At 62.1% G+C, this 14,905-nt stretch carries 12 protein-coding genes; 8 read left to right on the top strand and 4 right to left on the bottom strand.

Features of this window, described 5'->3' with window-relative positions; genetic code table 11:
* Positions 1-135: 135 nt before the first annotated feature.
* Both coq7 and AC1DUR_RS07935 read right to left on the bottom strand, forming a co-directional pair.
* Entirely contained in the window at positions 136-765 is a 630-nt protein-coding gene (coq7, locus tag AC1DUR_RS07940; RefSeq protein WP_477717630.1) for a 2-polyprenyl-3-methyl-6-methoxy-1,4-benzoquinone monooxygenase, read from the bottom strand.
* Between the two features lie 214 nt (positions 766-979).
* Complete coding sequence (locus AC1DUR_RS07935; protein WP_477717631.1) at positions 980-2,227, bottom strand: porin; 1,248 nt, start codon at positions 2,225-2,227, stop codon at positions 980-982.
* Here AC1DUR_RS07935 and AC1DUR_RS07930 point away from each other — a divergent pair.
* From AC1DUR_RS07930 to AC1DUR_RS07915, 4 genes are all read left to right on the top strand, one after another.
* Positions 2,226-2,507, top strand: a complete 282-nt coding sequence (locus AC1DUR_RS07930) for a hypothetical protein (RefSeq protein ID WP_477717632.1) — start codon at positions 2,226-2,228, stop codon at positions 2,505-2,507. The two genes, AC1DUR_RS07935 and AC1DUR_RS07930, sit on opposite strands and share 2 nt — an antisense overlap.
* Positions 2,508-2,981: 474 nt before the next feature.
* On the top strand, positions 2,982-4,127 hold the full coding sequence (locus AC1DUR_RS07925) for a porin (protein ID WP_477717633.1): 1,146 nt from the start codon (positions 2,982-2,984) through the stop codon (positions 4,125-4,127).
* Positions 4,128-4,231: 104 nt separating this feature from the next.
* Positions 4,232-5,227 (top strand): DUF3047 domain-containing protein, encoded by a 996-nt coding sequence (locus AC1DUR_RS07920; RefSeq protein ID WP_477717634.1) that lies wholly within the window; start codon positions 4,232-4,234, stop codon positions 5,225-5,227.
* A 153-nt stretch (positions 5,228-5,380) separates the two neighbouring features.
* Positions 5,381-6,754, top strand: coding sequence for a M20 aminoacylase family protein (locus AC1DUR_RS07915; protein ID WP_477717635.1), 1,374 nt, complete (start codon positions 5,381-5,383; stop codon positions 6,752-6,754).
* A gap of 170 nt (positions 6,755-6,924) precedes the next feature.
* Here the strand turns inward: AC1DUR_RS07915 and AC1DUR_RS07910 are convergent, their stop codons facing one another.
* Together AC1DUR_RS07910 and zwf are read right to left on the bottom strand one after the other, a co-directional pair.
* On the bottom strand, positions 6,925-7,770 hold the full coding sequence (locus AC1DUR_RS07910) for a MurR/RpiR family transcriptional regulator (protein WP_477717636.1): 846 nt from the start codon (positions 7,768-7,770) through the stop codon (positions 6,925-6,927).
* Positions 7,771-8,115: 345 nt separating this feature from the next.
* Positions 8,116-9,585, bottom strand: a complete 1,470-nt coding sequence (zwf, locus tag AC1DUR_RS07905; protein WP_477717637.1) for a glucose-6-phosphate dehydrogenase — start codon at positions 9,583-9,585, stop codon at positions 8,116-8,118.
* Between the two features lie 159 nt (positions 9,586-9,744).
* On the opposite strand from zwf, the gene tal reads away from it, so the two are divergent.
* The 4 genes from tal (at position 9,745) to AC1DUR_RS07885 (ending at position 14,861) form a co-directional block, all read left to right on the top strand.
* Positions 9,745-10,692, top strand: a complete 948-nt coding sequence (gene tal, locus AC1DUR_RS07900; RefSeq protein ID WP_477717638.1) for a transaldolase — start codon at positions 9,745-9,747, stop codon at positions 10,690-10,692.
* Positions 10,693-10,699: 7 nt separating this feature from the next.
* Entirely contained in the window at positions 10,700-12,265 is a 1,566-nt protein-coding gene (gene pgi, locus AC1DUR_RS07895) for a glucose-6-phosphate isomerase (protein ID WP_477717639.1), read from the top strand.
* An 86-nt stretch (positions 12,266-12,351) separates the two neighbouring features.
* Positions 12,352-12,681: a DUF805 domain-containing protein gene (locus AC1DUR_RS07890; protein WP_477717640.1), complete on the top strand. Its 330-nt coding sequence runs from the start codon at positions 12,352-12,354 to the stop codon at positions 12,679-12,681.
* A gap of 266 nt (positions 12,682-12,947) precedes the next feature.
* Complete coding sequence (locus AC1DUR_RS07885) at positions 12,948-14,861, top strand: autotransporter domain-containing protein (protein ID WP_477717641.1); 1,914 nt, start codon at positions 12,948-12,950, stop codon at positions 14,859-14,861.
* Positions 14,862-14,905: the final 44 nt, after the last annotated feature.

The following is a 14,905-nucleotide window of genomic DNA, read 5'->3' as shown; positions in this document are numbered from 1 at the left end:
AGGCGAATGGCACCGCAGCGCGTAGCGCGGAGGCTGCCCAAGGAGCACAGCCTGTTTTCAGGCTGTGGCCCATGCTCTCCAAGCATGTCATGCTGCTAAATCAGTAGCAAAAAGACGACTGGAGCGAACCCGGCTTCAGAGGTAATGGGCCGTGGTGGTCATGAGCCTGGCCGAGGCCTGCATCAGCGCCTTGACGGGTGCCGGCATGGGCATGGCGCCGGCGTTTTGCGCATCCTGCGCATGGCGGGCTTCATCATCTTTCATTTGCGCCACAATGGCCCGGGAGTCGTGGTCGCCTTCGGGCAGGCGTTCCAGGTGGCTGGCCAGGTGGGCTTCCACCTGCCGCTCGGTCTCCACGACAAACCCCAGGCTGACCCGGTCACCCAGGCGACCTGCCAGCAGCCCGAGGCCAAAGGCTCCGGCGTACCACAAGGGGTTGAGCAGCGAAGGCCGCGCGCCGAGCTCGTCCAGCCGTTCACGCGTCCAGGCCAGGTGATCGCCTTCTTCGCGGCTGGCCGCCAGGAAGTGCCGGCGCAGTGCCGGGTCCCGCGTGGTGAGGGCCTGCGCCGCGTAAAGCGCCTGCGCGCAGACTTCGCCCACATGGTTGACCCGCATCAGTGCGCCCGACAATGTCTTTTCCTGCGTGCTCAGTTCTGTGCGCTGGCCCGCCACGGTGGGGCAGGTACGGCTGGCCTGGGGTTTGGCAAAGAGGGTGCGCAGCGCGCCATCTGCAGCATTCAGCGCGGTATCGAGTGCGGGTGTCATGGCCTTTTCTCTCATCTGGACGGTGTATTCCAGCATGTTAGCGCGGTGTGACGGGCGGGGACAAGCGGTGTGCGGGTAGGGGCCCCGGCCGCCGGGAAGCAAAAAGAAAAAGCCCCCAAGAAAGGGGGCTTTTATGGCATTTGACCGTGAGGCCCGCCGTGGGTGAGCCCTTGCGGCGTTCCTGCGGTGTTTTTGCGGTTTTCCGGGGACGTGATCAGAACGTGTGACGGATACCGAAGGCGATGTTGGTGGAGTCGGTGCCCGCGGTAGACGTCACGCCGCCGAGGAAGCCGTTTCCGCCAGGAGCCGCCTGACCCAGGCCCTTGTTGTTGAAGCGGGTCAGCACCGCATTGAGGTTGGTGCGCTTGGACAGCGCATAGGTATAGGTCGCGCCGTAGGAGGTGGTGTCCGCATTGTTTGGGCGCTTGTCATCCAGCCGGTTGTAAGCCACCACGACCGTGTGAACACCACTGGTGACGCGGTAGCCGATGTGTATGAGGTTGGCGTCCTGCTTGAAGCCATTGATGTAGGCATTCTGGATCAGGGCGGCGTTCGCTGCGCCAACCGACGGGGCCACCGTCGCGGCGATAGTTGACAGGCCCGATGGGTTGTCGTCCTTGACCTTGGCATACTGGCCATACACGGTGCCGGGTCCCACATCGACCGTGGCGCCCAGGACGGTGTCAGTCAGGGATTTTTGACCCAGTTCGTTGTTGCGCGTGTTGTGAGCAACGCCCATCGAGAAGCCGCTGCCCTTGTACATCGCCATGCCGCCGAAGAAACGGCCCTTGGAATTGTCGCCGGCGACTTCGCCTGCGCCATACATCAGCGTGGCGGTCACACCGCTCATCTGAATGGCGTATTGGACGGTATTGCTCAGGCGAATATCGACGCTGGGCGGAAAGGTGGCGATCTGGCCCAGTGCCAGGCTCGACTGGGTCTGCGTTGCATCGAACGCTGCGCTGGTCAAATAGGCTGGCGTGTACTGGCGGCCAAAGGTGAATGCACCCACTGGCGTGATCAGGCCGGCAAAGGCCTGGCGGTCGAACAGGTTGCCGGCGATGTTCACACCGATCGTCGAGCCAATGCTGGCGCCAACGGAGTTCAGGACCGGCTGGAAGGCGCCAGGCAGGCCCATCAGCGCGGCGTTGCTCAGTCGATCAGGCAACTGGGCGCCGGAATTGGGCCGGTTGGTGACCGATCCGGTATCCAGTTCAAAGCGGTTTTCAAGGGTAAAAATGGCTTTGTAGCCGCCGCCGATATCTTCCGTGCCGCGAAGGCCAAAGCGCGAACCTTCCATGATGCCGCTGGCAATCGTGTTGACGCTGCCCTGCCGGAGACCCGATACGTGGTTGTAACCGCCGTCAAGAAGGCCGTAGATGGTCACGGTGCTTTGGGCTATCGCGGCCGTGGTGGACAACAGTCCCATCACTGCAGTGGCGACCAGGGTCAGTTTTTTCATGGAGTCTCCAAAAGTTCTAATTAACAAAAAACAAAAACAAAACAAAAGCAAAAAACGAAAGAAAAATAAGAGGTCAATATTTGCAATCGCCGTCGATTGCCCGGGCTGTTTCGACGAAGGCGAGATTAAGGGCGATGCGGAGAACCGTAAAGAGTGGCATTCCCCGGCTTATCGCTTCGGCGACAGGGGAAAACCCTTTGCCTGGCGGGGCTCCGGGATGTCAAAAAAGAGACATGGCGTTTGGCTGCTTTCCCGGGTTTTCTCCTTTGTTCTCCTCTGAAGCGGTGGGTCTTTTGGCCGTGCGTACCCGCACCGGCCACGTTTGTTTTTTGGGGCCGCAGAATCGGTTAGGCTTTTACCTCTAGTTTCCCGGTGGCGTGGCAGGCGTGCCACAGCCCTTGCGCGGATACCGCTGTCCGATTGGCGCCCTTGATTCAAACAGGGCTTTTGCCAAGGCTTTCAGCCCAGATTTAAACCGGCATCAGCAGTAGGAACTTTTGCACTACACGCGGTGCTGTGTTGTTTCAGTTCCACGGGGCAGAGGAAAGTTGTTGTGGGCATGCAACGAATGGCGAGTTTTTGGGCCGATTCTTTTGCGAAACAGGGCGGGGTCTGGTGCAATAGACCCAACTTCCCGAAAGGGGGTTGGCCCGGGTCTCTGGTGGAGCCGAAAAGCGCAAGCTGATTGGACCCCGTACCGGAGCCCTATGTTTAACCTTGGAGAAACTCTCAAATGAAAAAGACCCTTATCGCTTTGGCCGCACTCGGCGCAATGGCTGGTGCAGCACAAGCTCAGTCGACCGTGACCCTCTACGGTCTGCTCGACGCCAACTTCGGCAGCTACAAAACCAACGTTGCTGTTGGCACGGGCGCTACCGCTTCTGTTCAGAGCCTGAAACAGACCAAAATTGACGGCGGCGGCCTGAACGGCAACCGTTGGGGCCTGCGCGTTAGCGAAGACATCGGCGGCGGCATGGCTGTCATTGGTAACATCGAGAGCGGTTTCAACATCGACACCGGTGCTTCCGCACAGGGCGCCCTGTTTGGCCGTAAAGCTGTTGTCGGTCTGACCGGCGGCTTCGGTACCGTGACCCTGGGTCGCAACACCAGCTCCTACGACGACGTGGCTGCTGACCACGCCATGATGGGCGCAACGATTTTTGATCCGTCCAACACCAACAACGGCAACAGCGCAGCTACTGCCGAAGCAGCTGTTCTGGGCCTGGTGGCACCGACCACCGCTGGCGCTACTGCACTGGCTTCTTTCGTTGGTCGCAACACGACCTGGATCGGCTACAACAGCCGTTTCAACAACAGCGTGAAATACGCCAGCCCCAGCTTTGGCGGCTTCAGCGGCGGCCTGATGTACAGCCTGGGCGAAGACAAGACCAACACGACTGGCGCCAGCAAAACCGTTTCGGCTAACCTGAAGTTCGCCAACGGCCCTCTGCTGATCTCCGGTGGTTACCAGTCTGAAGCCACGAGCCGTACCGCTACGGCCAAGCCTGCTCTGGAAAACACCCTGTTGAACGTTGCTTACAACTTCGGCGTGGCTAAAGTTGGCGTTGGTTTCAACCGTGCCAAGTACAAAGACCTCACGGTCCTGGGCGTGACTGGCGATCTGGAAGCACAGAAAGAAGTTAGCTTGAGCGTTGCAGTGCCTTTGGGCGCTACGACCCTGAGCGCTGGTGTTGCCCGTTCCAAGGGTGACGATCTGGGCAAGAGCACCGGCTTCGGTGTCCAGGCTCTGTACTCTTTGAGCAAGCGCACGACCCTGTACGCAGGCGCCCTGAGCACCAAGGCTTACGGCGATCTGGCTGACGCTATCAAAGTGGTTTACCCAACCAGCAACATCGGTCGCACCACGACCTACGCCGCTGGCCTTCGCCACACGTTCTAATCTGAGGCTGGCTTGAGCCAGCTTTTGATGAAAACCTAAAAGCCGTTTCGGGGAAACCCGAGGCGGCTTTTTTTATGGATGAGGGTAAATAAGGTAAACGCAATGTGGCCGAAGACGTTTTGTCATGGTTGCGGGTGATTTTTCAACCTTGCGAGGACGTCCTGTTCCCCAGGCACCTGTTGAGCCTTGTTGAGATCACCCAGCGCCCCTCTCAACCCTTCTCTAATCTTCCAACCAGTCGGCAACCAGTCTGCACCCTTATGTTATTGCCTGATTTTTGTTCACCCGGTCTGCTGCCGCGCCTGGGCGCCGTGCTTTCGCTGTGCCTGCTGACGGCCTGCGCAGGGGTGGCGCCCGTTGAACGTGCGGCTGATCAGGATGTGGAGTGGGTGTCTACCTTGCGCGCCAATGGGGCGCCTTCAAGCAGTCCCGTCATGTGGCAGCACTGTACTTTTCCGGGTAAAAAGCCCACACACTATCGCGCCCTGCGCATCGATGGCCGTCACGCCGTCCAGAGCGACTCGAGCAGTGCAGCCAGCATGTTGCGGCAGAGCCTGCGTGTTGAACCAGGCGAGCTCGGCCGGCTTGGCTTTTCCTGGAAGGCGACGGCGCTGATTACCGGGGCGGACCTGACCCAGCGTGAGAGTGGCGACTCGCCGGTGCGGCTGGTGCTGGCCTTTGAGGGTGACCGTTCGAAGCTTTCCGCCAAAGACGCCATGTTGTCGGAACTGGCGCTGGCATTGACCGGCGAGCCGATGCCCTATGCGACCCTGATGTATGTCTGGGCAAACCACCGCCCGACCGGGACCGTGATTGTCAATTCGCGCACAGACCGCATCCGCAAGCTGGTGCTTGAATCGGGGCCGGAGCGGCTCGGCCGCTGGCTCGACTACGAGCGCGATATTCACGCCGATTATGAAAAAGCGTTTGGCGAGGCACCCGGTGCACTGGTGGGCATCGCCATCATGACGGACACCGACAACACCCGGCAAGAGACCCGGGCATGGTATGGCCCGGTTACCTTGCTCGCCAAGCCTGTGCAATCCGCGGTGGCCGATTTCGCCTCGAGCGGAACTGCCGATAGCGCGCTCAAGCCCTGAGGGGCTGCCAGCAATAGTTGTGTAGCCGCGTAGCTGTAACACCCTCCCAACCGTTGTAAACCCCATGACCGCAACTGCGATTTACATAAGCTCAACACGGTCTTCATGGCTCACCGCTAGTATTGGTATTTGCTGAACCGAGGATCCATCCCCATGCGCGCTCCGGCCACTATTGATGCAGCCTCCCTTGCCATCGCATCTGACGCTACTGCATCTGACGCTACTGTTTCCGCCGTTACTTCAGTGCACGCCGACCGCCCGCGCCAGCTGCGCGCCAGCGGCCGGGCCTTTGCACAAATCTCGCAATTCCATCCTGAGCTGACGGCCTTTCGTCGGGACCTGCACGCCCACCCCGAACTGGGCTTTGAAGAGGTCTATACCTCGAGCCGCGTGGCGCATGCGCTCAAGTTATGCGGTGTGGATGAAGTACACACCGGCATTGCCAAAACGGGTGTGGTCGCCGTCATCAAGGGCCAGCAGACCGGCACGCCTTTCACGTCCGGCGCCCGGCCCATGGTGGCTTTGCGCGCCGACATGGATGCGCTGCCCATGACGGAGCACAACGAGTTTGGCTGGAAGTCCTCCAAAACCGGGCTGATGCATGGCTGTGGCCACGATGGCCACACCACCATGCTGGTGGGGGCCGCCCGCTACCTGGCCGAAACACGCCACTTTGCCGGTGATGCGGTGCTTATTTTCCAGCCGGCGGAGGAGGGGCGTGGCGGGGCAGAGGCCATGATCAATGCCGGACTGTTCGAGCGCTTCCCGGTGCAATCGATTTACGCCATGCACAACTGGCCCGCGATGCAGCCCGGCACCATTGGCATCAACCCCGGTCCGATGATGGCCGCGGCCGACCGCGTCACCATCGAGATCACCGGCAAAGGCGGCCATGGCGCGCATGCCTACCTCACGGTCGATCCGGTGCTGGTGGCCGCTCACATCATCACGGCGGTGCAGAGCATCGTCTCGCGCAACGTGAAGGCCATGGACAGCGCAGTGATCAGCCTCTGTGCCATGCACGCGGGTGACCCCGGGGCCATGAGCGTGGTGGCCGGCAGCGCGACGCTGGTGGGTACCGTGCGCACGTTCAGGCCCGATGTGCAGAACCTGGTGGAGCGGCGCCTCCAGGATTTGTGCGCTTCGGTGGCGCAGGGCTTTGGCGCCATCGCCACCGTGACCTACGAACGCATTTACCCGGCCACCATCAATTCACCGGCCGAGTACACGCTGGCGACCGCCGTGGCCGACCAGCTCGTCGGCCCGGAAAACGTGGTGCGTGACCTGGAGCCCAGCATGGGTTCGGAAGATTTCTCTTTCATGCTCAAGGTCAAGCCGGGCGCCTACCTGCGCCTGGGGCAGGGCGAGCAGATTCCGGATGGCAAGGGCGCCAGCATTGGCGGCGTGGGCAGCCGCTTCTTGCACAACAGCTGCTACGACTTCAACGACAGCGTGCTGCCGCTGGGCTCGGCCCTTTTTGCGGGGATTGTGGAGCGCTCGCTGCCGCTCAAGCCTCAGGCGGTATGACCTCCTCTCCCTCCGGGAGAGTGCAGACGGCATGACTCCCTCTCCCCTTGGGAGAGGGCAGGGGTGAGGGCTTGCGGCGGTTGAAAAAATCCGGCCCTTTTCCCAGGCAGCGGCCCTCACCCCAACCCTCTCCCAGAGGGAGAGGACGTAAGCAATGCGAGGGGCCGGCCTCAGGCGTAGCGCTTGTTGCGCAGGTTGTTTTTCATTTCCTTGAGCAGCGGCTGCAGCTTGGCCCCTATGCGCAGCGCCACGCAGGTGGCCAGGATGTCGATGATCATCAGGTGCATCAGGCGGGACACCATGGGGCTGTAGCGGTCGTAGCCTTCGGGGTGGTCGGCCGCCAGGTGAATGTTGCCTGCGGCCGCCAGCGGCGAACCGGTCACGGTGATGACAATCGTGGTCGCGCCGTTCTTGCGGGCAATGTCGCAGGCATCCATCAGGTCGCGGGTGCGGCCCGAGTTGGAAATCACCACCACGCAGTCGCCGGGGCCCAGCAGCGAGGCGCTCATGACCTGCATGTGGCCGTCGCTGTAGGCGATGCTGGTGATGCCCAGCCTGAAGAACTTGTGCTGCGCATCCTGCGCCACGATGCCGGAATTGCCCACCCCGAAAAACTCGATGCGCTTGCCGGTGTTGTAAGTGGCCAGCAGCGCCTCGGTGGCTTTCTCAATGGCCACCGAACTCGCATCGTTGCGGTACTTCAGGAACGCGGCCACGGTGTTGTCGATGACCTTCACGAGCACATCGCTGGTCTTGTCATCGGCATCCACGCTGCGGTGAATGAACGGTACGCCCTCACTCACGCTGCCCGCCAGCTTGAGCTTGAAATCCGACAGGCCGTCGTAACCCATGCTGCGGCAAAAGCGCACCACCGTCGGTTTGCTGACGTGGGAGCGGTTGGCCAGTTCGGTGATGGGCAGGTTGGCAAACGCCCGCGGATCAGTCAGCACCAGCCGGCCGACCCGCTGTTCCGCAGGCGCCAGCGAGGGCAGGGAGGCTTTGATTCGGTCAAGCATCTTGGCCCCCACGGTCGTTCACTTCGTGTAACTCCCTGCCCCCCGGGGGGGCCGCTGCGCCTGCGGTCTGGCAAAGCCAGTCCCGCGGCCCCGGCTTGCCGTATGCATCCCTACGAAGGCTTGCTGCGTGTGGCGCTCTGCACGTTGCAAGTCGCTGGCCCTCAAAACACCAGTCCGAGCCGCGGAACCGGCTTTGCCGGGCCGCAGGCGCAGTGGCCCCCTCGGGGCTGGAGCGCGCGGCTCCAAGCCTGCCTGCGCAGGCTTGGACGGGCGACAGAGGCGAAGCGTCTCGCGAGCCGCGGCCTGCAGGGCCTCGCGAACCACACGCAGTGGGGAGCGTGGGGGCTAACATTCCTCGCTCCAGCAGTACCCGTCCCGGGCAATCATGGCGCTCGCCGCGCTGGGTCCCCATGTGCCTGCCGCGTAGGGGCGGGGTCCGGCTGGTTGGCTGTTCCAGCTGTCCAGAATGGGTTCGACCCAGCGCCAGGCTTCCTCCTGCTCATCGCTGCGCACAAAGAGGTTGAGCCGTCCGGCGATCACGTCGAGCAGCAGCCGCTCGTAGGCGCCCACGCGCTCCGCGCCGAATCGCTTGTCGAAGTCCAGGTCGAGCTGCACCGGCACCAACGAGGGGGTGCCGCGGTCATGGCGCTGGTGCGAGCCCTGGGCCAGCAGATGCAGTTCCAGGCCGTCCTTGGGCTGCAGGTTGATCACCAGGCGGTTGCCGACATTCGACTCCACCAGGGGGGACTTGAAAATGGCGTGTGGCGCCGGCCGGAAGTTCACCTCGATGTGCGCATCCCGACCCGCCAGCCGCTTGCCGGTACGGATGTAAAACGGCACGCCCGCCCAGCGCCAATTGGCAATCTCGGTACGCAGCGCCACAAAGGTCTCGGTGGTGCTGTCGAGGGGCACCCCCTTTTCGTCGCGGTAGGCGGGCACGGCCTCGCCGTCGATGTTGCCCGCGGCGTACTGGCCGCGCACGACGTGCTGGCTCAGGGTTTCCGGCGTCCAGGCCTTGAGCGATCGCAGCACCTTGAGCTTTTCATCGCGGATCGCATCGGCGTGCGAGTTGATGGGCGGCTCCATGCCAATGGCGCACAACAATTGCAGCGCATGGTTTTGCACCATGTCGCGCAGCGCCCCGGTGCTGTCGTAGAACGCGCCGCGTTTTTCAACCCCCAGGTCTTCGGCAATCGTGATCTGGATGTTGGCAATCGTCTCGCGGCGCCACAGCGGCTCAAACAGCGAGTTGCCAAAGCGCAGTGCAAACAGGTTTTGCACCGATGGTTTGCCCAGGTAATGGTCAATGCGGAAGATTTGATCTTCCTGCAGCACGCTGCGCACCGTCTTGTTGATGGCGCGGTTGGAGGCGAGGTCATGACCCAGCGGCTTTTCAAGCACCACGCGTGTCTGCGGCCCATTCAGGCCTGCGGCGGCAATCTGCTCGCACACCGTCGTGAAGAGGCTGGGGGCGGTTGCCACATACATCACCACCACCTCGGCCGGCCGCTGCTGCAGTCGGGCCGCAAGTTGCGCATAGTCGGCCGGGTTGGACAAGTCCATGCGCAGGTAGCCGAGCAGCGCCGCAAAGCGCGAAAACTCCTCCTCGCTGGGCCGCTTGGCCAGCTCGACGTGGTCGAAACGGGCCTTGATCAGGGCGCGGTATTGGTCGTCGGACAGATCGTCGCGTGCCACGCCCACAATGCGCGCCCCCGTGGGTAGCGAGCCGTGGCGAAAGGCCTGAAACAGCGCGGGCATGATTTTCCGCCACACCAGATCGCCGGTGCCGCCAAACAGGATGAGGTCAAAACTCATGAAAACCTTGATAAGGAGATTAGTCGGAAGTGCGGGAGGCTAGCGAAAGTCGCCCACGTCGTTCTTGTAATTTAGTTTCACATTTATTCGGCATAATGGTAACTCAAACAGGCAGTCTTCTTACATCGCTTTTTACCCCTGTCACCTACACTTTTGGCCATGAATCAGCTCGAATCCCTCAAACAATTCACCACCGTGGTCGCCGATACCGGTGACTTCAGGCAACTGGGCCAGTTCAAGCCGCAGGACGCCACCACGAATCCCTCGTTGATCCTCAAGGCGGTGCAAAAAGCCGACTACCAGCCCCTGCTCAAGGAGACGGTGGCCCGGTTCAAGGGCCGGCCGCTCGATGAAGTCATGGACCGGCTGCTGGTGCGCTTTGGCTGTGAAATCCTCTCCATCATCCCGGGACGTGTGTCCACCGAAGTCGATGCCCGCCTGAGCTTTGATGCCAATGCCAGCTATACGCGCGGCGAGCGCATCGTCGAGCTGTACCAGGCCGAGGGCATTCACATTGATCGCGTGTTGATCAAGGTGGCCGCCACCTGGGAGGGCATCCAGGCGGCTGAAAGGCTGGAGCGGCGCGGCATCCATACCAACCTGACGCTGCTGTTTTCGTTCTGCCAGGCGGTGGCCTGCGGCCAGGCCAAGGTGCAGCTGATTTCGCCCTTTGTGGGCCGCATTTACGACTGGTACAAAAAGTCGGCCGGCGCCGCCTGGGACGAGACCGCCAATGCAGGCGCCAACGACCCCGGCGTGAAATCGGTGCGCCAGATCTACAACCATTACAAGCACTTCGGCATTGCCACCGAGGTCATGGGCGCGAGTTTCCGCAATGCGGGCCAGATCACCGCGCTCGCGGGCTGCGACCTGCTGACCATCAGTCCCGAACTGCTGGCCCAGCTGGCCGCGTCCGATACGCCGCTGGCCCGCTCGCTCGACGCCGGGGCGGCCAGGTCGCTGGACCTGCCAGCGGTGAATTACGACGAAACCGGTTTCCGCTATGCGCTCAACGAAGACGCCATGGCCACCGAGAAGCTGGCCGAAGGCATACGCGCGTTTGCCGCCGATGCGGTGAAGCTCGAACAGCTTTTGATCGCTGCGTGAGATGATCATGACCCGTTTGCGTTGTGACCAAACCCCGGCCTGGGCTGCGCTGCAGGCCTGCTTTGAAGCCGGTGGAAAAACCTTCGATCTGCGTCAGGCGTTTGCCAGCGATGCGGAGCGGTTTGCCCGCTTCAGCCAGGAAGCGCCCTACGTTTTTGCCGACCTCTCCAAAAATCTTCTGGATGCCACCAGCCACGCGCTGTTGCTGGATTTGGCAGTTCAATGCCAGCTGGAGCAGCACCGTGACGCCATGTTTGCCGGCGACAGGATCAACAGCACCGAACAACGCGCGGTGATGCATTTCCTGTTGCGACAACCGGCCCCTCCCGGCCAACAACAGGCGCCCTCGGCTATAAACGACATGGCTCAGGAGCTGGGCCAGGTCCACACTACGCTGGACGCCATGCTGGCCTATGCGGAACAGCTGCGCACCGACGACGTGATAACTGACGTCGTCAACATCGGCATCGGCGGCTCGGACCTGGGGCCACAAATGGCGGTGTTGGCACTGGGCGAATTTGCCACCACGGGCAAGCGCTTTCACTTCGTCTCCAACGTCGATGGCCAGGAACTGGCCGGCGTGCTGGCGCAATGCAAGCCGCACAGCACGCTGTTCCTGATTGCGTCCAAGACCTTCACCACCACCGAAACCATGAGCAATGCGCATTCCGCAAAGCGCTGGTTTGAGGCGGGCGGCGGCCGCGACATCAACCGGCATTTCGCCGCACTGACGACCAACGTCGTGGCGGCCAATGCGTTTGGCATACGCACCACCTTCGGTTTTTGGGACTGGGTGGGTGGCCGCTACTCGCTGTGGTCGGCCATCGGTCTGCCGATTGCCATGGCGATTGGCGCAGCCGGCTTTCGCGAGTTGCTGGCCGGCGCCCACGCGATGGACGAGCACTTTCGCACGGCAGCGCTGGCGCACAACCTGCCGGTGCGCCTCGGCCTGCTCGATGTCTGGTACCGCAATTTCCACGGCTTCGGCAGCCGCAGCATCGCACCCTACAGCAGCGCCTTGCGGCGCCTGCCGGCGTACTTGCAGCAGCTGGAAATGGAGAGCAACGGCAAGCGCGTGGATGTGGATGGCCAGCCCCTGCCGTTTGCGACGGCGCCGGTGCTGTGGGGCGAGCCCGGCACCAACGGCCAGCATGCCTATTTCCAGATGCTGCACCAGGGCACTTCCGTGGTGCCGGTGGAGTTCGTGGCAGTCAAAAAGGCGGTGCATGGCCTGCCCGGGCACCATGAACAATTGCTGGCCAATGTGCTGGCACAGGCGCAGGCGCTGATGCAGGGCAAAAACGACGAGGGTGGTCACAGGCATTTTCCCGGCAACCGGCCCAGCACCTTCCTGCTGCTGGACCAACTCACGCCCGCCAGCCTTGGCGCATTGATTGCCCTGCAGGAGCACCGCGTGTTTGTGAGCGGTGCCATCTGGGGCATCAACAGTTTTGACCAGTGGGGTGTTGAGCTCGGCAAGGTGTTGGCCAAAAACATCGAGCCGCGTTTGCACAGCGGGGATGTATCGGGGCTTGACGGCTCTACGGCCGGGCTGTTGCAGCGTCTGCGTTAGGTCGCGGTAGCGAGGGCCTCAGTCTTGCGCATATCATGGCGCGGGGAACTTACCCCGGTATCAATCCTGTGAGGAGGACACGCGCCATGAATTTCGGTCAAGCCATTTCCACCTGCCTTTCCAAGTACGCGCAATTTTCAGGTCGCGCATCGCGCCCTGAATTCTGGTGGTTCTTTCTGTTCCAGGTTCTGGTGTCGGTTGCCGCCTCGATGGCGAGCGAGTTGCTCAACGGGCTGATGGTGCTGGGCTTGCTGCTGCCGGCACTGGCTGTGGGCACGCGCCGCTTGCACGATATTGGCAAAAGTGGGTGGTGGCAGCTGATCATGCTCACCGGCATCGGTTATTTCCTGCTGATTTACTGGTGGGTGCAGCCTGCGTCTGACGACGCCGGTGTTTACGACGCGGCCTCGGCCTGAAGATTCAACATTCATGAAAAAAGGGTTGCGGCGTGTAAGCGCTGCGGCCCTTCGGACCTGGCCTGCCTTGGGGGATCAGCGGCTTGCGGGCATCGGCCGGCATGGGGCGTGCTTATATTCCTGCCGCCCCTGTATGCCTATGCCGCGGTGATGAGGTTAGCCCTAGTAGCCAATGCGACTGGATCGCGATTCAATCCAATCCTTTTGGCGACCTTTTTTTGGCGATTCTTTTTGGCCTGATGCTTAATTATTCTTTCTAATATTTCATGCAAAAACCAATCCGTTACAGCCTGACCGCCGCAGCCTGCCTTCTGGCCTTTTCGGCCCAGGCCCAGCTCATCAGCAATCTCTACTCTATTGGCGACAGCTTGAGCGACGCCGGCACGTATGCGCCGACCACGCAATTGTTTGTGCCCGGTTCCGGCCGCTTCACCACCAACCCGGGGCTGGTCTGGACGCAGTACCTGGGCCAGTCGCTGGGACTTTCCAGCGAGGCGGCGATCGTCAACCAGGGTGGCGCACCCACGCGGACTCCCAACGGCGGAACCAACTACGCACAGGGTGGCTCGCGGGTTTTGCTGAGTCCTGGCGTGGGGGTCGGAGCCGGCGTCTGGTTCACGGCCGACCCGGTCAGCAGCCAGGTTGACCGTCTGCTGGCCGACACCGGCGGCCGCATTGACGGCAAGGCCTTTGTCACGGTCTGGGCCGGAGCCAACGACATATTTACCCAATACGGCGCGGTGGGCTTGGGCTTGCCGGTGCCCTCGGCGCTGGTCAATGTCGGCACCTCGGCCGGTGACCTGAACGCCCAGATCATGCGCCTGCAGGCGGCAGGGGCCAAACTGATCCTCGTCAACACGCTGCCGGATCTGGGCGTCACGCCATTCGGACTTTCGCAAGGGCCTGCGGGCGCCGGCTTGCTGACGGCGATGTCTGACACCTTCAACCAGCAACTGCTACAGGCCACCGTCGGGCGCAATGTGCTGGTGTTTGACACCAACAGGGTGCTCAACGATCTGCGCGCGCGGCCTGCTGCCTACGGTTTTACCGCGCTGAATGCTGCGACCCAGCCGGCCTGCCTGCCGCCCGGCAGCTCATCGCTCCTGTGCGTCAATCCCCCGGAGGCCGATACCTATGTGTTCGCCGATGGGGTGCATCCGACCTCGGCAACGCACAAGATTTTTGCCCAGGTGACGCTGGCAAGCATGCGTGCCGCGGGCCAGAACAGCACGCTGGCGGTGGCGCCGCTGGTCGCCATCCGGCAACATGCGCAGACGCTGGAAGGGCGCCTGACATCGGGTGCGCTGTTGGTCGGCCAGTCCGACGACAGCAAAATCGTGCTTCGCCCAAAGGGCCATCTTGAGATGTACACCGCGCTGGAGAGCGGCCGCTTCGGGGCTTCGACGCTGGGCGTGCGGATGGGCAATGAAGCCAAAACCACCGTGGCGCTGGTCGGCGGCGACATCACGCTGGCGCCCAATGCACTGGCCGGGCTGGTGCTGTCGCATGCGGATGGCGATTTGTCATTCTCGGAAAACACCGGCGGCTTCAAAACCCGGCTCACCACCATGGGGGCCTACGCCACCGTGGCCTTGTCGCCCGAGTGGTACCTGAATGCGGCACTGGCTTATGGCGATATTGACTTTGACAACGTTCACCGCGATGTCCGGCTGGGGTCGACGCAGTTGCTGGTTTCCTCGACGGGACAAACGACCGGCAACTATGCGTCAATGCGCGTGGGCGGCGGCTACATCGTGAAGTCGGGCCGCTTTTCTGGCGGCCCTACGCTGTCGCTGACCGAGGAAAGCGTGAAGGTGAAGGCTTACACCGAAGCGCCCGGTCCGCTGGCCTTCAGTTTTGGCGACACCACCTACAAATCCCGGCGTGTGTCGCTGGGGTTCAATGGCACTTACGACATGGGGCGCATCAAGCCGTTCGCCCGTGTCAGCCTGGAAAAAGACCTGAACCATGACCCCCTGCGCGTGACGATGGGCAGCTATGCGAGCAACACCATCACCGTCGATGGCGACAGGCCGGACGGCCAGTTTGCACTGGCGACGCTGGGTGTCAAGGGCTTGCTGGGCGGTGGCATGCAATGGAACTTGCTGTACAGCACCACTTTGTCGCAAAGCGACATCCGCGGCTGGTCGGTGGGCGCAGCCCTGCAGATACCTTTTTAGCCAGACCTCCGAAGTTCTGCGCACGGACGCATAAAAAAGGCCGC

The organism is Polaromonas sp. P4_F4 (assembly GCF_056401355.1).
This window is presented reverse-complemented; position numbering and strand designations above follow the sequence as displayed.